The 21359-nt window shown below is 72.6% G+C and carries 20 protein-coding genes; 15 read left to right on the forward strand and 5 right to left on the reverse strand.

The window, feature by feature from the left end; translation table 11 throughout:
* Positions 1–107 precede the first annotated feature (107 nt).
* The 7 genes from ABZT12_RS06660 to sucD all read left to right on the forward strand — a co-directional run bounded on the left by ABZT12_RS06660 (position 108) and on the right by sucD (position 9849).
* Positions 108–1262: an AAA family ATPase gene (locus tag ABZT12_RS06660; protein ID WP_356378346.1), complete on the forward strand. Its 1155-nt coding sequence runs from the start codon at positions 108–110 to the stop codon at positions 1260–1262.
* A 262-nt stretch (positions 1263–1524) separates the two neighbouring features.
* Positions 1525–4083, forward strand: coding sequence for a DUF5682 family protein (locus ABZT12_RS06665; RefSeq protein ID WP_356378349.1), 2559 nt, complete (start codon positions 1525–1527; stop codon positions 4081–4083).
* A 244-nt stretch (positions 4084–4327) separates the two neighbouring features.
* Positions 4328–5506 (forward strand): VWA domain-containing protein, encoded by a 1179-nt coding sequence (locus ABZT12_RS06670; protein ID WP_356379015.1) that lies wholly within the window; start codon positions 4328–4330, stop codon positions 5504–5506.
* A 712-nt stretch (positions 5507–6218) separates the two neighbouring features.
* Positions 6219–6947 (forward strand): hypothetical protein, encoded by a 729-nt coding sequence (locus ABZT12_RS06675; protein ID WP_356378352.1) that lies wholly within the window; start codon positions 6219–6221, stop codon positions 6945–6947.
* Positions 6948–7071: 124 nt separating this feature from the next.
* Positions 7072–7326: a hypothetical protein gene (locus tag ABZT12_RS06680; protein ID WP_356378355.1), complete on the forward strand. Its 255-nt coding sequence runs from the start codon at positions 7072–7074 to the stop codon at positions 7324–7326.
* 438 nt (positions 7327–7764) lie between these two features.
* On the forward strand, positions 7765–8943 hold the full coding sequence (gene sucC / locus ABZT12_RS06685; RefSeq protein WP_356378358.1) for an ADP-forming succinate--CoA ligase subunit beta: 1179 nt from the start codon (positions 7765–7767) through the stop codon (positions 8941–8943).
* Positions 8944–8964: 21 nt separating this feature from the next.
* Complete coding sequence (sucD, locus tag ABZT12_RS06690; RefSeq protein ID WP_356378361.1) at positions 8965–9849, forward strand: succinate--CoA ligase subunit alpha; 885 nt, start codon at positions 8965–8967, stop codon at positions 9847–9849.
* 101 nt (positions 9850–9950) lie between these two features.
* Here the strand turns inward: sucD and ABZT12_RS06695 are convergent, their stop codons facing one another.
* On the reverse strand, positions 9951–11129 hold the full coding sequence (locus ABZT12_RS06695; protein WP_356378364.1) for a sigma factor-like helix-turn-helix DNA-binding protein: 1179 nt from the start codon (positions 11127–11129) through the stop codon (positions 9951–9953).
* Between the two features lie 96 nt (positions 11130–11225).
* Between ABZT12_RS06695 and ABZT12_RS06700 the strand changes: the two genes are divergently transcribed.
* Entirely contained in the window at positions 11226–13064 is a 1839-nt protein-coding gene (locus tag ABZT12_RS06700) for a DUF6350 family protein (protein WP_356378368.1), read from the forward strand.
* A 27-nt stretch (positions 13065–13091) separates the two neighbouring features.
* Here ABZT12_RS06700 and ABZT12_RS06705 read toward each other — a convergent pair whose 3' ends face one another.
* The gene (locus ABZT12_RS06705; protein WP_356378371.1) at positions 13092–13955 is read right to left on the reverse strand and encodes a hypothetical protein; all 864 of its coding nucleotides are present in this window, start codon (positions 13953–13955) and stop codon (positions 13092–13094) included.
* Between the two features lie 280 nt (positions 13956–14235).
* On the opposite strand from ABZT12_RS06705, the gene purN reads away from it, so the two are divergent.
* Positions 14236–14865 (forward strand): phosphoribosylglycinamide formyltransferase, encoded by a 630-nt coding sequence (gene purN / locus ABZT12_RS06710; RefSeq protein WP_356378374.1) that lies wholly within the window; start codon positions 14236–14238, stop codon positions 14863–14865.
* The gene (purH, locus tag ABZT12_RS06715; protein ID WP_356378377.1) at positions 14862–16451 is read left to right on the forward strand and encodes a bifunctional phosphoribosylaminoimidazolecarboxamide formyltransferase/IMP cyclohydrolase; all 1590 of its coding nucleotides are present in this window, start codon (positions 14862–14864) and stop codon (positions 16449–16451) included. The genes purN and purH overlap by 4 nt, the downstream gene beginning before the upstream one ends.
* Here the strand turns inward: purH and ABZT12_RS06720 are convergent.
* Positions 16423–16863, reverse strand: a complete 441-nt coding sequence (locus tag ABZT12_RS06720) for an ATP-binding protein (RefSeq protein ID WP_356378380.1) — start codon at positions 16861–16863, stop codon at positions 16423–16425. The two genes, purH and ABZT12_RS06720, sit on opposite strands and share 29 nt — an antisense overlap.
* Positions 16860–17069: a hypothetical protein gene (locus ABZT12_RS06725; protein ID WP_356378383.1), complete on the reverse strand. Its 210-nt coding sequence runs from the start codon at positions 17067–17069 to the stop codon at positions 16860–16862. Before ABZT12_RS06725 ends, ABZT12_RS06720 begins: the two co-directional genes overlap by 4 nt.
* Before the next feature lie 127 nt (positions 17070–17196).
* Here ABZT12_RS06725 and ABZT12_RS06730 point away from each other — a divergent pair, with 127 nt between their 5' ends.
* Positions 17197–18048, forward strand: a complete 852-nt coding sequence (locus tag ABZT12_RS06730) for a helix-turn-helix transcriptional regulator (protein ID WP_356378385.1) — start codon at positions 17197–17199, stop codon at positions 18046–18048.
* 1 nt (position 18049) lies between these two features.
* Complete coding sequence (locus tag ABZT12_RS06735; RefSeq protein ID WP_356378388.1) at positions 18050–18226, forward strand: DUF397 domain-containing protein; 177 nt, start codon at positions 18050–18052, stop codon at positions 18224–18226.
* 143 nt (positions 18227–18369) lie between these two features.
* Here ABZT12_RS06735 and ABZT12_RS06740 read toward each other — a convergent pair whose 3' ends face one another.
* Positions 18370–18960 carry an RDD family protein gene (locus ABZT12_RS06740; RefSeq protein ID WP_356378391.1) on the reverse strand — a complete coding sequence of 197 codons (591 nt, stop codon included), beginning with the start codon at positions 18958–18960 and terminating at the stop codon, positions 18370–18372.
* A gap of 233 nt (positions 18961–19193) precedes the next feature.
* Here ABZT12_RS06740 and ABZT12_RS06745 point away from each other — a divergent pair, with 233 nt between their 5' ends.
* The 3 genes from ABZT12_RS06745 (at position 19194) to ABZT12_RS06755 (ending at position 21357) form a co-directional block, all read left to right on the forward strand.
* Positions 19194–20048, forward strand: a complete 855-nt coding sequence (locus ABZT12_RS06745) for a bifunctional methylenetetrahydrofolate dehydrogenase/methenyltetrahydrofolate cyclohydrolase (protein ID WP_356378394.1) — start codon at positions 19194–19196, stop codon at positions 20046–20048.
* A 61-nt stretch (positions 20049–20109) separates the two neighbouring features.
* Positions 20110–20553 carry a DUF3017 domain-containing protein gene (locus tag ABZT12_RS06750; protein WP_356379018.1) on the forward strand — a complete coding sequence of 148 codons (444 nt, stop codon included), beginning with the start codon at positions 20110–20112 and terminating at the stop codon, positions 20551–20553.
* 258 nt (positions 20554–20811) lie between these two features.
* The gene (locus ABZT12_RS06755; protein WP_356378397.1) at positions 20812–21357 is read left to right on the forward strand and encodes a helix-turn-helix transcriptional regulator; all 546 of its coding nucleotides are present in this window, start codon (positions 20812–20814) and stop codon (positions 21355–21357) included.
* The last annotated feature ends 2 nt before the right edge of the window (positions 21358–21359 follow it).

The raw sequence follows: 21359 nt of genomic DNA on the forward strand, positions 1-21359 counted from the left end.
ACAATCGGTCGTGCGCGTACGTTTCCGCAGGTCAGGACGGATTGTCAGTGGCGTGGTGCACGGTGGACACCAGATCCGAACCGGCCGAGCTGGAGGGGGCCTCAGCCATGACTGTGTCCGTAGACCCGAAGACCGTGGACCCGACGACCGCAGGGCCGACGACCGTGGACCCGAGCGAGAGGACGGAGGAGCTGCGCCCGCACGCCGAGGCCGCCTTCGCCGGTGAACTCGCCGCGCTGGCCGCGCAGGACGACCGGCCGCGCCCGGCCCGCTGGCGGATGTCGCCGTGGGCGGTCGCGACGTACCTGTTGGGCGGCACCCTGCCGGACGGCACGGTGATCACACCGAAGTACGTCGGCCCGCGCCGCATCGTCGAGGTCGCCGTCACCACCCTCGCCACCGACCGCGCCCTTCTCCTGCTGGGCGTGCCGGGCACCGCGAAGACCTGGGTCTCCGAGCACCTCGCCGCGGCGGTCAGCGGCGACTCGACCCTCCTCGTCCAGGGCACCGCCGGCACCCCGGAAGAGGCGATCCGCTACGGCTGGAACTACGCGCGGCTCCTCGCGCACGGCCCGAGCCGTGAGGCTCTGGTGCCCAGCCCCGTCATGCGTGCCATGGCGGACGGGATGACGGCCCGGGTCGAGGAGCTGACCCGCATTCCGGCCGACGTGCAGGACACGCTGATCACGATCCTGTCGGAGAAGACGCTGCCGATACCGGAGTTGGGGCAGGAGGTGCAGGCCGTCCGCGGCTTCAACCTGATCGCCACGGCCAACGACCGCGACCGCGGGGTCAACGATCTCTCCAGCGCCCTGCGCCGCCGCTTCAACACGGTGGTGCTGCCGTTGCCGGAGAGCGCCGACGCCGAGGTGGAGATCGTCTCGCGCCGCGTCGACCAGATCGGCCGCTCGCTCGACCTGCCGTCCGTGCCCGACGGCGTCGACGAGATCCGCCGGGTGGTGACCGTCTTCCGCGAGCTGCGCGACGGCGTCACCTCCGACGGCCGTACGAAGCTCAAGTCGCCCAGCGGCACCCTGTCGACGGCCGAGGCGATCTCCGTCGTCACCAACGGGCTGGCGCTGGCCGCCCACTTCGGCGACGGCGTACTGCGACCCGGCGACGTGGCCGCGGGCATCCTCGGGGCCGTCGTCCGCGATCCGGCGGCCGACCGGATCATCTGGCGGGAGTACCTGGAGGCGGTCGTCCGCGAGCGCGACGGCTGGAAGGACTTCTACCGCGCCTGCCGGGAAGTGAACGGGTGAGCAGCGGCAGGGGGCGGTTCGGAGCGGGGGTTCGGAGCGGTGGTCCGGAGTCGCGGGGCGGAGTGGTGGTCCGGTTCGGCTCGGCGGTTCGGCTCCGTGGGCCAGTGCGGTGGTCCAGTGCGTTGGTTCCGGTACGGCGGGGTCGGGATGACGAGTCGGGTCCGGCGGGGTCGGTACGGCGGCGTTCGTACGGCGAGTCCGGTCCGGCGGGGGCGGTATGACGAGTTCGGTACGGCGGGTTCGGTCAGGGGAGGGGGACGACGTGGCAGGCAGTGACGGAAGCGGGTACTCCGGCGCGGGGCCGTGGCTTCTCGGGGTGCGGCACCACGGGCCGGGTTCGGCACGCGCGGTGCGGGCGGCGCTGACGGCGGTTCGGCCCCGGGCCGTGCTCATCGAGGGGCCGCCCGAGGCCGACGCGGTGATCCCGTTCGCCGCCGACGAGGACATGCGGCCGCCGGTCGCCCTGCTCGCGCACGCCGTGGACGAACCCGGCCGCTCGGCGTTCTGGCCGTTGGCCGAGTTCTCCCCGGAGTGGGTCGCGATCCGGTGGGCCCTGGAACACGGGGTCCCGGCCCGTTTCATCGACCTGCCCGCCGTCCACACGCTCGCGTGGAACCGGGACGACGAGGCCGGTCCGGCCGAGCCACCCGGGCCGGAACCGACGGAGCAGCCGGCGCCCCAGGGGCCCGAGCCCGTCGGACACCCCGCCGCGGCCGGCCTCCGGATCGATCCGCTCGCCGTGCTCGCCGAGACCGCCGGCTACGACGACCCCGAGCGCTGGTGGGAGGACGTCGTCGAGCACCGGGGCGCGGGGGAGGGGGACGCGCTCGCGCCGTTCACCGTGCTGGAGGAGGCGATGGGCGCGCTGCGCGAGGCGTACGGAGTCGGCGGGCACGACCGGGATCTCGTGCGGGAGGCGCACATGCGGCTCCAAGTACGTTCCGCGCGGCGCGAGTTCGGGGACGACGTGGCCGTGGTCTGCGGGGCCTGGCATGTGCCCGCACTGCGGCGGAGGACGGCTGTCGCCGCCGACCGCGCGCTGCTCAAGGGGCTGCCCAAGGTCAAGGCCGAGCTGACCTGGGTGCCGTGGACGCATCGCCGGCTCGCCCGGGCCAGCGGCTACGGGGCGGGCATCGAGTCGCCCGGGTGGTACGGGCATCTGTTCGGCGTACCGGACCGGCCCATCGAGCGGTGGATGACCAAGGTGGCGGGGCTGCTGCGTGACGAGGACCGGATCGTCTCCCCGGCCCACGTCATCGAGGCGGTACGGCTGGCGGAGACGCTCGCCGCGATGCGGGGCCGGCCGTTGCCGGGCCTCGGCGAGACCACCGACGCGGTGCGCGCGGTGATGTGCGACGGCTCGGACGTGCCGCTCTCACTGGTGCACGACCGGCTCGTCGTCGGGGAGGTGCTGGGCGAGGTGCCGCGCGGCGCGCCCGCGGTGCCGTTGCAGCGTGACCTCGACCGGTCGCAGCGCCGGCTGCGGCTCAAACCGGAGGCGCTGGAACGGGAGTTGGAGCTCGACCTGCGCAAGGAGACCGACGCCGGGCGCAGCCGGCTCCTGCACCGGCTGCGGCTGCTGCGCGTCGAGTGGGGCGAGCCGGCCGCGTCGCGGGGGAGTACGGGTACGTTCCGGGAGACCTGGCGGCTGCGCTGGGAGCCGGAGTTGGCCGTACGGGTCGCGGAAGCGGGAGTGTGGGGCACGACCGTGCCGGCGGCGGCGACCGCCAAGGCCGAGGCCGACGCCGTCGCGGCGCGGCACCTCGCCGAGGTCACCGCGCTCGCCGAGCAGTGCCTGCTCGCCGAACTCCCGGACGCGCTGCCCGTGGTGATGCGCGTCCTCGCCGACCGCGCGGCACTCGACGCGGACGTCGGCCACCTTGCCCAGGCGCTCCCGGCCCTGGTCCGTTCCCTGCGCTACGGCGACGTACGCGGCACCGACACCCGGGCGCTCGCCGAGGTCGCCGCGGGCCTCGCGGAACGGGTCTTCGTCGGCCTGCCGCCGGCCTGCACCTCGCTCGACGCCGACGGCGCCGAGGAGATGCGGCGCCATGTGGACGCGGTGCACGGAGCGGTGAGCCTCCTCGCCGAGGCCCCGACGCCGACGCCGACGCCGACGCCGACGACAGCGTCCACCCCCGCTGTCCCTGCCGCGTCCGGGACCGAGACCGGGGCGGCGTCCGGGACCGAGACCGGGGCGGCGTCCGGGACCGAGACCGGGACGCGGACCGGCCCGGAGCACGGGTCGGTCCCGGACCGCGACGACCTGCGGGTGCGCTGGCGCGCGGTGCTCCGGAGCCTCACCGCCCGGGACAGCGTGCCGGGGGTCATTCGCGGCCGGGCGGTACGACTCCTGCTGGACGAAGGGGAGTTGGGGCCGGACGAGGCGGCGCTGCTCATGGGGCTCGTCCTGTCTCCCGGCACACCACCGGCCGACGCGGCCGCGTGGATCGAGGGCTTCGTCGGTGGCGGTGGCGGGGGCGGAATGCTCCTCGTCCATGACGAGCGGCTGCTCGGATTGGTGGACGCGTGGCTGACGGAGGTACCGGCCGAGGCGTTCACCGACGTACTGCCACTGCTGCGGCGCACTTTCTCGGCGTACGAACCGGGCGTACGCAGAACCCTCGGCGAGCTGGTCCGGCGTGGGCCGGCGGCGCGGGGGAGGACGCCCGGCGGGGTCGCCGGGGTCCCCGGCTTCGCACCGGACCTCGACACCGGCCGCGCGCACGCCGTACTGCCCGTGCTGCGCCTGCTGCTGGGACTCGATGAAGCGGCGGAGAACGCCGACAACGGCAACAACTTTGCGGGGGCGACGAGATGACGACCGACGGACCGAACGCGAGAGGCGCGACGAACGCGACGAACGCGAGGAACGCGCGGAACGGCACGGGGCGAACCGGGGAGAGGCGGCAGACGGTGAGCACGGGCAGGGGTGGGGGCGGCGCGACGGGCGCCGTGCGGGTGGTGCCGCTCTGGGACCGGGTGCGTACGGAGGCACGCGGATGACGACGGACACGAACGCGACGGACGCGACGGACGCGCCGAACACAACGGACCCGACGGACATGACGGACATGACGGCCCCGAATTCGGGTGCGGACCCCGCCCAGGAGCGGCTGCGGCGGTGGCGGCTGGTGCTCGGGGGAGACACGGCGGACGGCATCGGTTGCGGGCTCTCCGGGCGGGACTCGGCGATGGACGGGGCGCTCGCCGCGCTCTACGGCAAGGGGGACCGGCCCCGGAACGACCGGGACCGCGCGGCGGGGCTCGGGGCCTCGGCACCCTCGGTCGCGCGCTGGCTCGGTGACATCCGGACCTACTTCCCGTCCTCCGTGGTGCAGGTCATGCAGCGCGACGCCATCGACCGCCTCGGACTCTCCGCACTGCTGCTCGAACCGGAGATGCTGGAGGCGGTCGAGGCCGACGTGCACCTCGTCGGCACGCTGCTCTCCCTCAACAAGGCGATGCCCGAGACCACGAAGGAGACGGCGCGGGCGGTGGTGCGCAAGGTCGTGGAGGACCTGGAGAAGCGGCTCGCCACCCGCACCCGGGCCACCCTCACCGGTGCCCTCGACCGGAGCGCCCGGGTCAGCCGCCCGCGCCACCAGGACATCGACTGGAACCGCACGATCGCGGCCAACCTCAAGCACTACCTGCCCGAGTACCGCACGATCGTGCCGGAACGGCTCATCGGGTACGGGCGCGCCTCCCAGTCCGTGAAGAAGGAGGTCGTCCTCTGCATTGACCAGTCGGGGTCGATGGCGGCCTCCGTCGTCTACGCCTCCGTGTTCGGGGCGGTGCTGGCGTCGATGCGGTCGATCAGCACCCGGCTCGTCGTCTTCGACACCGCGGTGGTCGACCTCACCGACCAGCTCGACGACCCTGTCGACGTGCTCTTCGGGACACAGCTCGGCGGCGGTACGGACATCAACCGGGCGCTCGCCTACTGCCAGTCGCAGATCACCCGGCCCGCGGAGACGGTGGTCGTGCTGATCAGCGACCTCTACGAAGGGGGGATACGGAACGAGATGCTCAAGCGGGTCGCGGCGATGAAGGCGTCCGGGGTGCAGTTCGTGACGCTGCTCGCGCTCTCCGACGAGGGGGCGCCCGCTTACGACAGGGAGCACGCGGCGGCGCTGGGCGCGCTGGGGGCACCCGCCTTCGCCTGTACGCCCGACCTGTTCCCGGAGGTGATGGCGGCGGCGATCGAGAAGCGTCCGCTCCCGATACCCGACACGGCGTGACACCAGGAGCCCGATACCAGGCACCGAGTAGCAGCCCCGGCATACCGGACATGGGTACCCATCGGTAACAGGGGGCTTGCGCGACGTTGGGAGCTCATGCGAGGTTCGACCTCTTGCGGGCGGTGCGTGATCGTCGCCCCGCTCCACACGTACTCGACTGCCGCCGCACGGAAGGGTTTTCCTCGCCTTGATCTGGCCGGTCGCCTCGTCCGGTGCCGCTCTGCGCCTTCCGCGTACGGCGGTTGGACGGCGTGCGCCGGGCAGGGTGTTCCAACTGGCGCTGCTGCTGGGCGGGTTGCTCGTGCTGGGCTTCCTCTGCGGGGAACGGGCCCAGGCGGCGGAGGGCGGCCCGAGGCATGACGGACCGGCGGTGTCGGTCACGGTCGGTATCACCGTCGGCACCCCGGCACCGTCGCTTCCGGGCCGCGCCCCGTCGGCGGCCCACGGCGGCACCGCCGTGTCGGCGTCCCGCACTGGTACCGCTACTTCGCCGCCCCGCACTGGTTCCGCTATTTCGCCGGTCCCCAGCGTCAGCGCAGCGTCGGCGGCCCACGGCGGCGCCGCCCCTGCGCCGGCCCGCGGTGCTGCTCCCGCGTCGGCGGCCGGGACCGTCGTAGGACCGTCCGGAGCGAGGGCGTCTCACGCGGTGCCTCCCCGGCGGCCGGTCGCGGTGGTCACGCGGCGGGTGCTGAGGCCGGTGACGGACCGGTTCGTGACGGACCAGGTCGTGCGGTCGGCCGGAGACGTGGTCGGGGCGGTGACCACGGGGCTGGCCAACGCGGAAACCCAGTTGCCGCCGCTCCCCACCGAGCTCACGCTCCCCGCCGTCCCCAGCCTCCCCGCCGTCCCCACACTCCCCGCCGTTCCCACGCTTCCCGCTCCGCCCACCCTTCCCGGACTGCCCTCGCCGACCGTCCCGACGGTGCCGCCGTCCTTCCCCACCGTTCCCGCCCTTCCGTCTCTCCCCTCCGCGCCCTCCGTGCCCGCCGGGCAGGCGCCGGTCTCCGGGACCGGTGGGTCGGTGACGCGGCCCGCGGACGACGCGGCGGCGAAGGCCGACTCTGCGAACGCCGATGCCGCGAACGCCGACTTCGATGCGGGCGGGTCCGCACGGGCGGCCGTAGGAGCGGTGGCGGCCGGGGCCTACGGGCCGCGCGTTGTCGCCAGGGAGACCGGCGGGGGTGCCGAGAGCGGTGCGGTTGTGCGGGCCGCCTGGTCCGTGCGGTACGCGCCGCCCACCCCGCGGGCGCCCGGTGGTGACTCCGGCGGGGCGTCGGGCAGCCAGTCGGCCGTCGACAACTGCGGGGCGCGCCATCCGGTCACGCACGCGGTGGCCGTGGATTTCAGGGCGCCGTCGCGGCTCGTACCAGGGGCGACCGCGGGCGCGGACGTGGCCGGGACGCGGGACAGGTACCGGGACGTGCCGGTCTTTCCCGGTTAGGGAAGACCGTTCCGAAAGCCGAAGTCCTGCCCGTACGGGCCGGGCCCGCTGCCGTCGACCCTTCGGTCCGGCACGGGACGTCCGGTTCGCCCTCTCGTGGAACCCCCAAGGATCTGACGCCACCATGAACCAGAACGTCTTCACGCCGGCCGCCGCCCGTATCGCCGCCCAGATCACCGTCCCGACCGCGGACCGCACCACCGTCAGGGGGGCGGCCGCGATCCGGGGGATCCAGGGCGCCCGGGCCGCCCGTATCGCCTGCGCACGGAACAGGCAGAGTGCGCCCCCCGTCCGCACCCCGCAGCACAGCGGTAGCGCGTATGGCGGCGGCGCGTACGGCGGTGGTGCGCACGGCGGCGGTGGCGCGCACCGCGTCTGAGCGCCGCCGCGACGCGCCCCACTCGCACCGTCCCGTGCACGACTTCGTGAGGTGGCGGACCCGGACGGCCGAAAGCCGTCGGCTGTCCGGGCCGAGCCTCGCGGACGGGGCGCACGGTCCCCCCTTCGGGTGGACCGTGCGCCCCGAGCCCCCGAGGGGCTGAACCAGGGGCCCCACCGGGCCAACCCCAACCCGGTGGGGCCCCCGCCCAGGCGGCACTGCGTGTCACCGATCCCGGCATCATGTGACAGGTATCACCGCTCAGGTGTGACCCGCGATTTAGAGACCCCCGGTCACCGGCGATAACCTGCGAGGCGGACATGCCGCGCGCTCGGACACCGTGTGCGCCTCCCCTGTGACTAGCGGACGTCACGTTGCCCTTCGCGGCACGCCCACGCATCCAACGAACCGCGAGATCACTGATAGGGGCGGAAGCGCGTGGACCTGTTCGAGTATCAGGCGAGGGACCTCTTCGCCAAGCACGATGTACCGGTGCTGGCCGGTGAAGTCATCGACACGCCTGAGGCGGCCCGCGCAGCCACCGAGCGGCTCGGTGGCAAGTCCGTTGTCAAGGCCCAGGTGAAGGTCGGCGGGCGTGGCAAGGCCGGCGGCGTGAAGCTCGCCGCCACTCCGGACGAGGCCGTCGCCCGCGCGACGGACATCCTCGGGATGGACATCAAGGGCCACACGGTCCACAAGGTGATGATCGCCGAGACCGCCCCGGAGATCCTGGAGGAGTACTACGTCTCCTTCCTCCTGGACCGCACCAACCGCACCTTCCTCTCCATCGCGTCCGTCGAGGGCGGCATGGAGATCGAGGAAGTCGCGGAGAAGCGCCCCGACGCCGTCGCCAAGACGCCGATCGACGCCAACGAGGGTGTGACCCCCGAGAAGGCCCGCGAGATCGTCGCGGCGGCGAAGTTCCCGGCCGAGGTGGCCGACAAGGTCGCGAACGTCCTCGTCACGCTCTGGAAGACCTTCGTCGCCGAGGACGCGCTCCTCGTCGAGGTCAACCCGCTGGCCAAGGTCGCCTCCGGTGACGTCATCGCTCTCGACGGCAAGGTCTCCCTCGACGAGAACGCCGAGTTCCGTCAGCCGGAGCACGACGCCCTCCAGGACAAGGACGCGGCGAACCCGCTGGAGGCCGCCGCCAAGGAGAAGAACCTCAACTACGTCAAGCTCGACGGCGAGGTCGGCATCATCGGCAACGGCGCGGGTCTCGTCATGAGCACCCTGGACGTCGTCGCGTACGCCGGTGAGAAGCACGGTGGCGTCAAGCCCGCCAACTTCCTCGACATCGGCGGCGGCGCCTCCGCCGCGGTCATGGCGAACGGCCTGGAGATCATCCTCGGCGACCCGGACGTCAAGTCCGTCTTCGTCAACGTCTTCGGCGGCATCACCGCCTGCGACGAGGTCGCCAACGGCATCGTGCAGGCGCTCCAGCTGCTCGCCGACAAGGGCGAGGCAGTCACCAAGCCGCTGGTCGTCCGTCTCGACGGCAACAACGCCGAGCTGGGTCGCAAGATCCTCTCCGACGCCAACCACCCGCTGGTCCAGCGCGTGGACACCATGGACGGCGCGGCCGACAAGGCCGCCGAGCTCGCGGCTGCGAAGTAAGGGACGAGGGACTAAACAGCCATGGCTATCTTCCTCAACAAGGACAGCAAGGTCATCGTCCAGGGCATGACCGGCTCCACGGGCATGAAGCACACCAAGCTCATGCTCGCCGACGGCACGAACATCGTCGGTGGCGTCAACCCGCGCAAGGCGGGCACGACCGTGGACGTCGACGGCACCGAGATCCCGGTCTTCGGCACGGTCGCCGAGGCGATCGAGAAGACGGGCGCGAACGTGTCGGTCCTCTTCGTGCCGCCGGCCTTCGCCAAGTCCGCCGTGGTCGAGGCGATCGACGCCGAGATCCCCCTCGCGGTCGTCATCACCGAGGGCATCGCCGTCCACGACTCGGCCGCGTTCTACGCGTACGCCGTGTCCCAGGGCAACAAGACCCGGATCATCGGCCCGAACTGTCCCGGTCTCATCACCCCGGGCCAGTCCAACGCCGGCATCATCCCGGGCGACATCACCAAGCCGGGCCGGATCGGCCTGGTCTCGAAGTCCGGCACGCTGACCTACCAGATGATGTACGAGCTGCGTGACATCGGCTTCTCGTCCGCCGTCGGTATCGGTGGCGACCCGGTCATCGGTACGACGCACATCGACGCGCTCGCCGCGTTCGAGGCCGACCCCGACACCGACCTGATCGTCATGATCGGCGAGATCGGCGGCGACGCCGAGGAGCGGGCCGCGGACTTCATCGCGAAGAACGTGACCAAGCCGGTCGTCGGTTACGTCGCGGGCTTCACCGCGCCCGAGGGCAAGACCATGGGCCACGCCGGAGCCATCGTCTCCGGCTCCTCCGGCACGGCCGCCGCCAAGAAGGAGGCCCTGGAGGCCGCCGGAGTCAAGGTCGGCAAGACGCCCACCGAGACGGCGAAGCTGGCGCGCGCCATTCTCGGCAGCTGACCCGGGTGCCGTTCCCGGCAGTTGGGCGCAGCCTCGTCGGCTGACGTCTCCGCACCATCACAGGGGCCCGCACCTCGCGAGAGGGGCGGGCCCCCGTGCGTTCAGCGGAGCACGGGAAGCACCCTTTCGGGACCCTGCTGGCTCTCGGCGCGGAGCTTGGCGCGCAGGGCCGCCTCCTCCTCCGACAGCGCGCCCTGCGCCACCGGCCGCGGCAGCCCCTGCACTGCGGCGCCGGGCGCCACGGGGGGCTCGTAGTGTGTCGGGGCGGTGCGCAGGGTGAGGGACGTGGCGCCGATGATGCCGGCCGTGCAGACGATCGCGGCCCGGGTCCAGCGGCGCGCGCGGCGCTCGCCGTCGGTCCGTACCGCGGGCGGGCTGGAGGCCCGGAGCCGTTCCGTGGTGGCGAGTTCGGCCAGCCGCCGGCTCAGTGCGGGCGGTTCCGCCAGCTCCGGGATCCGTACGGCGATCGCCTCGCGCGCGCGAAGCAGCCGGTTCGCGGCGGCCGGGGTGCTCGCCTCCGTCTCGGCGGCGGTCTCCGGCAGCCCGAGGCCGATCCCGTCGTAGAGCAGCACGGTGCGGCGGTACGACGGCGGGAGTTTCAGCAGTACGTCGAGGAGGGCGCGGTCGGACGGGTCGGGCGGCGGGGGTTCCGGGTGGCGGTACCGGGGGCGGAAGCGGTGCCAGGGGGAGAGGGCGAAGTCGTACGCCGTCGAGCGCACCCAGCCGGCCGGGTCCCGGTCGACGGCCACCTCGGGCCAGCGCTGCCAGGCGAGTTGGAAGGCCCGCTCCACGGACTCGCGCGCGAGGTCGCGCCGCCCGGTGAGCAGGTACGCCTGACGTACGAGGGCGGGCGTGCAGAACGTGTACAGCGCGTCGAAGGCCTGAGTGGGCGTCGAGGGAGCGGTCGGTCCGGCAGGTTCGGGACCGGCCCCGGTGACCGGTTCCGCGGTCGGTACGGGGCTGCCGGCGTCGACGGGGGCGGGGAGGGGGGCGGGGACGGCGTGGGTCACGAACTCCTCCTGGCGGACGGCCGTCCGGGGGCCGGCCTCGGCGGCTGCCTTCGCTGCCGCCTTCGCCTCCGTCGCGAAGGTGAGCAGCAGTTTCGCGTACGTCTCCCGTTTCCGGCCGCGTGGCGTGGTGCGGCCGGTCTCCCACGCCCGCACCGTCTCGCGGGTGACGCCCACCAGCGAGGCCAGTTCGGCCTGGGTCAGCGCGTGGGCCTCGCGCAGGCGCCGGCGTTCCTTGGGTGGGGGGAGCGGGTTCGGGGCGCTGAGCGTCACAGGACACCCCTTCGTACGAAAAAGAACATAAACGCATATTGATCGACACTTCCGAGCTTCGCCTGTTACGACGAGAAAGCGCGTGTCGTTGGGAGCATGGCGGTCGTGATCCCTATGACCCACCGCAGGCCGTCGTTGTCGCCCCTGCTCGCCCGGCTGCGCGACCGGTCGCCCGGACTGTCCGCGAGCTTCCTGGGCGGCGCCGTCGCGGCGGGGCTCGGGCTCGGCGCGTTCGCCGTCCTGGTGATCGTGCTCTGGATCAGCTCGCCGTACCCCGACAGCGGGCTCGGCGGCGCGCTGCACGTCGCCGCCGCGCTGTGGCTGCTCGCGCACGGGGTCGAACTGCTCCGCACCCACACCCCCTCCGGTGTCCCCGCGCCGCTGGGCGTCACCCCACTGCTCCTCCTCGCGCCGCCGGTCTGGCTGGTGCACCGGGCAGCCCGGGAGGCGACGGCCGGCATGGACGGTGCGGGCGGTGCGGGCGGTGCGGACGACTCCGAGGGGCCGCCGCCGGTCGCGGCCCGCACCGCCTGGACGGGCGTCACCCTCGGCTATCTCACCGTCGGCACCGCCGCCGCGCTCTACGCGTCCGGCGGTGCACTGAGTCCGTCGTGGCGGACGGTGCTGTGCCTGCCGTCGTTGGTGGCGGGCGTGGCCGGAGCCGGGGTGTGGACGGCGTACGGGCGGCCGAGCGAGCCGGTGCGCAACGTGCTGGCCCTGTTGCCGGCCGGGCTCGGACGGCTGCTTCTCGGACGGCTGCTCCGCGGAGAGCGAGCCCGGCTGCGGCTCGGCACCGCCGCGCGGGCCGCGGGCGCCGGCACGGCGGTGCTCGTCGGCGGCGGCGCGCTGCTGCTGGGGGTCTCGCTGCTGTGGCACGGGGGTGCGGCCCGGGCGTCCTTCCAGCATCTGACCGAGGGCGTGTCGGGCCGGTTCGCCGTGCTGCTGCTCTGTCTCGCGCTGGTCCCCAATGCGGCCGTGTGGGCTGCCTCGTACGGTCTCGGCCCCGGTTTCGCGCTCGGTGTGAGCCATGCGGCGGCCCCGCTCTCCTCGGCCCCCGGTGCCCTGCTCCCGCCGTTCCCGCTGCTGGCGGCGGTCCCCGACGCGGGGCCCGGTACGCCCCTGAACTGGCTGGCGGGACTGGTGCCGTTGGCGGCCGGTGTGACGGTGGGCTGGTTCACCGCGACCCGCGCGACCCCGGCCCCGCTTCCGACCCGGCCGCCGGCTTTCGTCCCGCGCCGCCCCAACTCCCTTTCCAGGAAGGCCCGTTACCCCTCGGCGGACCCCTGGACCCCGGGCCGCACCGCAGCCAACGCGGCGCTGGCCGCCCTTCTCTGCGCGCTCGCCTTCGCGTTGCTCGCCGAATGGTCCGGTGGGCCGCTCGGCGTCGCCGCGCTCGCCCGTTTCGGACCGGTGTGGTGGCAGGCGGGGGCGGCGGCGCTGGTCTGGGTCGCGGTGGTCGCCGTACCGACGGCGGTCGGTCTGCGCGCCTGGCGGCTGCGGCAGCCCCGCGAGCGCGTCCCGTCCGCCGCGGTGCCGGCCCCCGCGCCCGCCCCCGCGTCCGCCCGCAAGCCCGCGCCCGCCTCCGAAGCCGTCCGTGCCGAGTCGCCCCGCCGCGGGTTCGGATTCCCGTCCCTGGTCGGGAAGGGACGGTTTCGCCTCCCCCGTCGGGCGTGGGCCCAGGATGAGCCGCGCATCAAGAGTGATCCGGTCCCGCCCGCCCAGCCGGTCCCGGCCGTGCTCCCCGTCGTCGAGGGCCCGGCCGTCCCCTGCGACCACGACTCCACGTTCGACCCGTACGACTTCCTCCCCGCCGACCCGGTCCCCGGGGCCGCGGACACCCCCCGCTACGACGGCCGGTACGGCAACGCCTCCCGGGAGGCGCGCTCGACGGCCCGGCGGGAGGCGGCCGAACCGGAACCGCCGGAGACCGGCTGAACCGGCCCAACTGCCGTGCGGTACCCGTCAGTTCTTGGTGCCGAGCAGGCCCCGCAGGTCGTTCGGCAGATGCTGGTCGCAGGACTGCTTGGCCTCGTTGGTGAGGGCGTCGTTCACGCAGGTGTAGTAGTCGCTGTAGACGAGTTGTGCGACGAAGAGGCCCGCGACCAGGACGATCGCCAGGGTCGCCGTGACCAGACCGCTGATCGCGGCCGTCGTCAGCGGGTGGCCCGGCGGCTCCGGGGCCGGCGGGGCGTCCGGGGTCGCGGCGTGGGGCTTGGCGCGCAGGGCGCTGCCGCCCCAGTAGATGGCCAGCGCGCCGAGCAGCAGCGCCACCGGTGCCCAGCCGAACAGGGCGAAGAAGAAGGCCCACATGCCGGAGAGCAGGGCGTAACGGGCGCGCCGCTGTGCCGGATCCGTCGGGTCCCAGCGCATGCCCGGGCCGGAACCGTTGCCGGAACCCTCGGGTCCGCCCTGGCCGCCGCCCGGCCCGCCGCCGTTACCGGGGCGCTCGCCGAAGCCGCCGGAGGAACGCCCGGGCTGCTGGTCGCTCCACTGGCTGCCCCACGGGGAGTGGCCGCCGTCCCCGTGCCCGCCGTCCCCGTGCCCGCCGTCGGAACCCTCGCCGCCGGCCGGGCGCCGGGGCTGCCACGGCCGGTCCGGGGTCCCCTCGGGCGGTGGCGCGAACGGGTTGTCGTCCGAGGGGGTCCCGTCCTGCCCCTCGCCGTTCTTCCGGTCCGAGGGCACGTCCTTGTCCGAGGGCGCGTCCTTGTCATCGGACGGCGCGTCCGGCGCGGACGCCGGCCGCTCGCGGAGCAGCACGGTGACGCGCTCCCCTCCCCGCGCCGACTGCGGGGAGAGCGTGACAAGTCGCAGGCTGCGGTCCGGCATCAAGTGAGCGTCTTCCCCTTGGTGATATGTCCTGGTGGACACTTCTGTCCGACATGAGCTGTCACTCCGTGAACGCGCCGCACGACAACCGCGTTCCCGGGCCCGTTCTCCGCAGACGCTACCTTCCGGCCCCGCCCCCGTCCCGTGGGGGCCGTCCGGTGTGCCGGTATCGTTGCTGACGGCCGGCCGCTTCGTAGAGTTCCCCGTATCCCGGGGCGCGAAGCATTCGTATGAACATATGAGCCGGCGTACAGACGCTTCCCCGAGAAAGGGCCCCGCCGTGGCCGCCAACCCCGTGGCCAAGCGCCTTGTCGTGCTGGTCTCCGGATCCGGTACGAACTTGCAGGCGCTGCTCGACGCCATCGCGACCGCCGGCGCCGAGGCGTACGGAGCCGAGGTCGTGGCCGTCGGCGCGGACCGCGCGGGCATCGAGGGACTCGCCCGCGCCGAGCGCGCCGGGCTGCCGACCTTCGTCCGCGCGGTCAGGGAGTACGGGAGCCGGGAGGAGTGGGACGCGGCCCTCGCCGAGGCGACCGCGGCCCACGAGCCCGACCTCGTGGTCTCCGCCGGGTTCATGAAGATCGTCGGCAAGGAGTTCCTGGCCCGCTTCGGCGGGCGTTTCGTGAACACGCACCCGGCCCTGCTGCCCAGTTTCCCGGGAGCCCACGGCGTACGGGACGCGCTCGCGTACGGCGCGCGGGTCACCGGCTGCACCGTCCACTTCGTCGACGACGGCGTCGACACCGGGCCGATCATCGCGCAGGGCGTGGTGGAGATCCGGGACGAGGACGACGAGGGCGCTCTGCACGAGCGCATCAAGGAAGTCGAGCGAAGGCTGCTCGTCGATGTCGTGGGGCGGCTCGCCCGCAACGGCTATCGCATCGAGGGACGAAAGGTAGTTATCCAGTGACCGCCGAGAGCAACAAGCGAGCCATCCGCCGCGCGCTGGTCAGCGTCTACGACAAGACCGGTCTGGAGGAGCTGGCGCGCGGGCTGCACGCGGCCGGTGTCGAGCTCGTCTCCACCGGTTCCACCGCGTCGCGGATCGCCGCCGCCGGTGTCCCGGTCGTCAGGGTCGAGGAGCTGACCGGCTTCCCCGAGTGCCTGGACGGCCGGGTCAAGACCCTGCACCCGAAGGTGCACGCCGGCATCCTCGCCGACCTGCGGCTGGAGAGCCACCGGCAGCAGCTCGACGAGCTGGGCGTGGCCCCCTTCGACCTGGTGGTCGTCAACCTGTACCCGTTCCGGGAGACCGTCGCCTCCGGCGCCTCTCCCGACGAGTGCGTGGAGCAGATCGACATCGGCGGTCCGTCGATGGTGCGCGCCGCCGCCAAGAACCACCCCTCGGTGGCCGTCGTCACCAGCCCGGCCCGGTACGCCGACGTTCTCGGCGCGGTCCAGGACGGGGGCTTCGATCTCACCACCCGCAAGCGGCTCGCCGCCGAGGCCTTCCAGCACACGGCCGCCTACGACGTGGCGGTCGCGAGCTGGTTCGCGAGCAGCTACGCGCCCGTGGACGCCGTACCCCAGGGCGGTTCCGCCGTGGGGGCGTTCCCCGACTTCCTCGGCGCGACCTGGCAGCGCGAGAACACCCTGCGCTACGGCGAGAACCCGCACCAGCCGGCCGCCCTGTACGTCGACGCCGACGGCGGCGGTCTGGCCACGGCCGAGCAGCTGCACGGCAAGGAGATGTCGTACAACAACTACACGGACACGGACGCCGCCCGCCGGGCCGCCTACGACCACGACGAGCCGTGCGTCGCGATCATCAAGCACGCCAACCCCTGTGGTATCGCGGTCGGTTCGGATGTCGCCGAGGCGCACCGCAAGGCGCACGCCTGTGACCCGCTGTCGGCGTTCGGCGGTGTGATCGCGGTCAACCGTCCGGTCAGCAGGGAGCTGGCCGAGCAGGTCGCCGAGATCTTCACCGAGGTCATCGTCGCGCCCGGCTACGAGGACGGCGCGCTGGAGGCGCTCGCCCGGAAGAAGAACCTGCGGGTGCTGAAGGCCGAGGGCGGTCCGGCCAACCCGGTCGAGGTCAAGGCGATCGACGGCGGTGTGCTGCTCCAGGTCACCGACCGGCTCCAGGCGGAGGGCGACGACCCGGCCAACTGGACGCTGGCGACCGGCGAGGCGCTCTCCGCGTCCGAGCTGGCCGACCTCGCCTTCGCCTGGAAGGCCTGCCGTGCGGTGAAGTCCAACGCCATCCTGCTCGCCAAGGACGGTGCCTCGGTCGGCGTCGGTATGGGCCAGGTCAACCGCGTCGACTCCGCGAAGCTGGCGGTCGAGCGGGCGGGTGCCGAGCGGGCGCGGGGCGCGTTCGCCGCGTCGGACGCCTTCTTCCCGTTCCCGGACGGGCTGGAGATCCTGGTCGAGGCCGGCGTCAAGGCCGTGGTACAGCCCGGCGGTTCGGTCCGCGACGAACTCGTCGTCGAGGCCGCGAAGAAGGCCGGCGTCACGATGTACTTCACGGGGACGCGCCACTTCTTCCACTGAGATCCGCGGGGGCGGGAGCGGGAGGTGAAGCAGGGGCCGGGGCCGGCTCGGACGGTGGCAGTTCGCACCAGACCGTCTTGCCCTCCGGTCCCTGTTCCACGCCCCACCGCAGGGCGAGCGCGTCGAGCAGCAGCAGGCCGCGCCCGCTCTCCTCGTCCGGTCCCGGCCGCCGTACGACGAGCCAGGCGTACGGCTCCGGGTCCGTCACGGCGACCCGGGTACGGCCGTCGGCGCGGGTCACCCGCAGGGTCACCGGGGTGCCCTCGCCGAGGTGTCTGATCACGTTGGTCAGCAACTCGCTGACGCACAACTGGACTTCGGGGCACGGGACGCCGAGGTGTTCGCGTACAGCACGGCGGGCTTCCGGTACCGCCTTGGCGGCGGCGAGGAGTTCGAGGTGGAGCGGAGTCACCGGATGGCCGCCTTGCGGAGGGCGGTGGTGAGGGCCCTGGCGGTGTCGAGGTTGCAGTTCCCGAGTTCGACGAGCGGGGCGCCGTAGGTCTGGACGACCGAGGGCAGGTCGAGGCCGAGGGACGGCAGGGTGATCCCGTTCGCCTCCAACGCGGCCCGCAGATCGGCTACTTCACTGGAAGCCTCGGGGAACCGGGGACTGATCATGGCCGTACACCTTTCCCTGTGCGCCGTGTGCGCGCTGTGACGAATTGCTCACACAGTGGCGTGAAATCTCGTACCGTGACAGTGGTTCGGGTTGCACCCGGGAACTGGCAAAAGACGGTGGTGAGTTGTGCCTCCACGCAAGGACACCGACGCGTCGGCGAACGTCCCCTCCTTCTACGGCGCCGAGCTGCGCTTCAAGAGGGAGGCGGCCGGCCTCACGCTCGAACAGTTGGCGGAGGGGAGCTATCGGGGCGTTCCGTTCCTGAGCCAGATCGAGCGGGGTGAGCGGCGGATGCCGCTGGATCTGTCCCGGCACGTCGACAAGGTGCTCGGCACGGACGGCTTTTTCGAGCGCCGTTGTGAAGACGCCCGGAAGGCGAGGCAGTCGGGGCATGCGGAGTACTTCGCGGATGTGGCGGAGTTGGAGCAGCACGCGGAGTCGATCGAGGAGTGGGCGCCGGCCCTGCTTCCGGGGCTGTTGCAGACCGAGTCGTACGCCCTGAAGGTCGTCCGGACGGGCAGCCCGTGGCTGCGGTCCGACACCGTGGAAAAGCAGGTCAAGGCCCGCATCGCGCGTGCGAAACTCTGGGGACGAGAGGAACGCCCGTCGTTCTGGGCGATCGTCCGCGAAGAGCTGATCCGCAAGCCGCTGCTGCCACCCGAGGAGATGGCTGCCCAGCTGAAGCACATCGCCCACGTGATCCGCTCCACGCAGGGTGTTCTGCAAATCCTTCCGGAAACTGTTGCGGCCTACCCGCTGATGATGGGCATGATCAAGGTGATGACCTTCCCGGACGCACCGCCCGTGGTGTATACGGAGGGCCTTCACAGCGGCCAACTGATCGACTATCCAGCCCTCGTGAAGGACTACCGCAGGTCGTACGATCTGCTCAGGGCCGCGGCGTTACCACCGGATGAGTCACTACACATGATCGAGCAGGCGGCGGAGGGGCACAGAAATGGACAGCACAGGGCTTGACATGAGCACTGCGCTTTGGCGCACGAGCAGCTACAGCAACAGCAGCGGCGGAGACTGCGTCGAGGTCAGGGATGATCTCCCGGGTGTCGTTCCCGTCCGTGACTCCAAGGTTGCCGACGGGCCGATGCTTCTTGTCCCCGCCCCTGCCTGGGCGTCCTTCGTCGACTGGGTCGGCTGACCCGAGAGTCGGTAGCCGCCGCGGGCGCCTCCGGCGGGACCCCCATCCAAAAAAGCGTGACACTCCTCGCGAAAGTGTCACGCTTTCTCAGCTACGCAGGGCTACCCCGCCCGCCGACCGGATCGGCGACCAGCGAAGACCGGCTACTGCGTGCGGATCACGATCGAACCGCACACCTTGTCCGCGAACGTCTGCCGCTTGGCGTCCCACGCCGGCCACAGCCAGCCCAGGTAGCAGGCGATGCTGTCGAGGAAGTGGGCCAGGCGGCGGACGAAGGCCATGCCGACGCCGAGCGGCTGGCCGGTGGCCTCGCGCACCAGGCGGATACCCAACGCCTTCTTGCCGATCGTCTGGCCGGTACGGCCCTCCTGGATCAGCTGCCAGATGGCCACACCGAGGATCGCGAGGACGCCGATCACCATCAGCACCGCCACCTTGCGGCCGAGGATGATCAGGACGTACGGCACCACGAAGATGAGCCCGTCGACCAGCGTGCCGAGGAAGCGCTGTCCCCAGTTCGCGTACGACGGGGCGGCGCCCGGGTAGCCGCCCTGCGCCGGGTAGCCGGGGTAGCCGCCCTGCTGCTGGGGGTAGCCGTAGCCCTGCTGGGGCGGCACGCCCTGCGGAGCCTGCGGGTATCCGTAACCGGGCTGGCCCTGCGGCGGCGGCCCGTAGCCCCCCTGCTGCGGATTCTGCTGCGGCTGGCCGTAGGGATTGTTCGGGTCGTAGCTCATGGCGGACTTCCTCCGAGGCAACTGCGGGGACTACGCGGGTATGCGCGGAGGTAAAGCACGAAAATGAGCGGTTTGCCCCCCAACACGGACCGCGGTACTGCGAGTTCATGGTTCTAGCTGCGGCGATATTTTGTCCAGCCGCATTCCCCAGGTGTTGTGCAAGCGCAACCTCACTGATCATGGGGTTCCCCCCGGATTGGAACCCGAGGGGCGTCATCCGCGAGGATGGGTCCATGACCGCCCACATTCTCGATGGCAAGGCCACCGCAGCCGCGATCAAGTCCGACCTGACCGCCCGCGTGGCGGCGCTGAAGGAGAAGGGCGTCACGCCCGGCCTCGGCACGATCCTGGTCGGGGAGGACCCCGGCAGCCAGAAGTACGTCGCCGGCAAGCACCGGGACTGCGCCCAGGTGGGCATCGCCTCCATCCAGCGCGAACTGCCCGCCACCGCCTCCCAGCAGGAGATCGAGGCGGCCGTCCAGGAGCTGAACGAGGACCCCGCCTGCACCGGTTACATCGTCCAACTGCCGCTCCCCAAGGGCATCGACGAGAACCGCGTCCTGGAGCTGATGGACCCCGACAAGGACGCCGACGGGCTCCACCCGATGAACCTCGGCCGGCTGGTCCTCAACGAGCCCGCCCCGCTGCCCTGCACCCCCAACGGCGTGCTCACCCTGCTGCGCCGCCACGGCGTCGAGATCAACGGCGCCGAGGTCGTCGTCGTGGGACGCGGGGTCACCATCGGCCGTTCGATGCCGCTGCTGCTCACCCGGCGCAGCGAGAACGCGACCGTCACCCAGTGCCACACCGGCACCCGCGACCTCGCCGCACATCTCCGGCGCGCCGACATCATCGTCGCCGCGGCCGGCTCCGCCCACCTGGTCCGGCCCGAGCACGTGAAGCCGGGCGCCGCCGTCCTCGACGTCGGCGTCTCGCGGAACGCGGACGGCAAGATCGTCGGGGACGTCCACCCGGGCGTCGCAGAGGTCGCCGGCTGGATCTCCCCCAACCCCGGCGGCGTCGGCCCGATGACCCGCGCCCAGCTGCTCGTCAACGTGGTCGAGGCGGCGGAGCGCAGTGTCGACTGACAAGAAGCCCCGCAGCACCGAGGAGACCACCGGCACCGCCGGGCCGACCGGTCCGGACGAGATCGAGGTGACCGACCCGGTCAGCGCGCCCGACGCCGACGGGAAGCCGCGCCGCACCACCCGCCGCTTCCCGCTCTTCACCCGCGACACGGCGCGCCCCGAGGGCGGCGGCGGGGCCGCCTCGCGCGAGGCCCCGGCGCCCGCCCGGCAGTGGCCCATCCTCACCGTGCTCGGCGCGGTCGGACTCGGCCTGCTGTTCGTCGCCTTCGACGTCGTCCGCCTCGGCACCCTGCTGATCGGGGCCGCGCTGCTGGCCGGCGCGGTGCTGCGCTGGCTCATGCCGGACGTCGGCATGCTCGCCGTCCGCTCCCGCTTCACGGACATCGTCACGTACGGCGTACTGGGCCTCGCGATCGTCCTGCTGGCGATGATGGCGCAGCCCCGGCCGTGGCTGGAGATCCCGTTCCTCAAGGACACGCTGCACTACACCGTCAACAGCAACTAGCGGCAACCAGCCCTACCCAGGCGGTCCCCGGGCCGTTGTCACGACGGCGGCCCGCCCTCTCCCCCGAGCGAGGACGGACCGCCGTCGCCACTCACCCTGCTGCACCGCGCGCGGGCGCTTCAACGCCTGTCAGAACGCTGTGGCACGGAAGTGACCGTTCCGCCACGGAGTCCGCACCCCGCCCCGACGCGGAACCGTTCCCCGTCCGACGTCGTCATTCCGCTCAGACCCAGCAACCGACGGCGCCTTGGAGGTGCGATGGGCGGCTGGCAGCCGCTGCCGGACGAACTGCCGTCCGAGGTACGGCACTTCGTGGAGCAGCTGCGGCTCCTCAAAGACCGTACGGGGCTCAGTCTGGTGGCGCTGGGCGCGCGGACCGCGTACAGCAAGTCGTCCTGGCAGCGCTATCTCAACGCCACCCAGCCACCGCCCCGGCAGGCCGTCGTCGCGCTCTGCCGGGTCGCCGGCGTCGACCCCGAACGGATCGGCGTGCGCTGGGAGTTGGCCGTCCAGGCCTGGCCCCGACCGGCAGCGGTACCGGGGCCGGCCGAGGGGACGGACGGGCACGACGGGTACCAGGACGACCCCACGCTCCCGTGGTGGGACACCTCGAAGGCGGAGAAGGCGGAGAAGGCGGAGAAGGCGGAGAAGGCGGAGAAGGCGGAGAAGGCGGGGGAGGTGGGCGCGACCGGGGAGACGGTTCGCGGTCCCGGCGGGCGGCTGCTCCTGTTCGCCGCGCTGCTGCTCTTGCTGACGATCCTCCTCGCGCTCGCGGCGCTCGTCGCCGTGACCGCCCTCCGCTGACC

This window comes from Streptomyces sp. NPDC005423 (genome assembly GCF_040606415.1).
GTDB lineage: Bacteria > Actinomycetota > Actinomycetes > Streptomycetales > Streptomycetaceae > Streptomyces.

Bases quoted from the DNA above. Each gene is read 5' to 3' on its own strand.
- ABZT12_RS06680 (WP_356378355.1), top strand. From the start codon at position 7,072: ATGAACCAGAACGTCTTCACGCCGGCCGCCGCCCGTATCGCCGCCCAG.
- ABZT12_RS06700 (WP_356378368.1), top strand. From the start codon at position 11,226: ATGGCGGTCGTGATCCCTATGACCCACCGCAGGCCGTCGTTGTCGCCC.
- ABZT12_RS06705 (WP_356378371.1), bottom strand. From the start codon at position 13,955: ATGCCGGACCGCAGCCTGCGACTTGTCACGCTCTCCCCGCAGTCGGCG.
- ABZT12_RS06755 (WP_356378397.1), top strand. From the start codon at position 20,812: ATGGGCGGCTGGCAGCCGCTGCCGGACGAACTGCCGTCCGAGGTACGG.
- ABZT12_RS06670 (WP_356379015.1), top strand. From the start codon at position 4,328: ATGACGGACATGACGGCCCCGAATTCGGGTGCGGACCCCGCCCAGGAG.
- ABZT12_RS06725 (WP_356378383.1), bottom strand. From the start codon at position 17,069: ATGATCAGTCCCCGGTTCCCCGAGGCTTCCAGTGAAGTAGCCGATCTG.
- sucD (WP_356378361.1), top strand. From the start codon at position 8,965: ATGGCTATCTTCCTCAACAAGGACAGCAAGGTCATCGTCCAGGGCATG.
- ABZT12_RS06745 (WP_356378394.1), top strand. From the start codon at position 19,194: ATGACCGCCCACATTCTCGATGGCAAGGCCACCGCAGCCGCGATCAAG.
- ABZT12_RS06740 (WP_356378391.1), bottom strand. From the start codon at position 18,960: ATGAGCTACGACCCGAACAATCCCTACGGCCAGCCGCAGCAGAATCCG.
- ABZT12_RS06660 (WP_356378346.1), top strand. From the start codon at position 108: ATGACTGTGTCCGTAGACCCGAAGACCGTGGACCCGACGACCGCAGGG.
- ABZT12_RS06735 (WP_356378388.1), top strand. From the start codon at position 18,050: ATGAGCACTGCGCTTTGGCGCACGAGCAGCTACAGCAACAGCAGCGGC.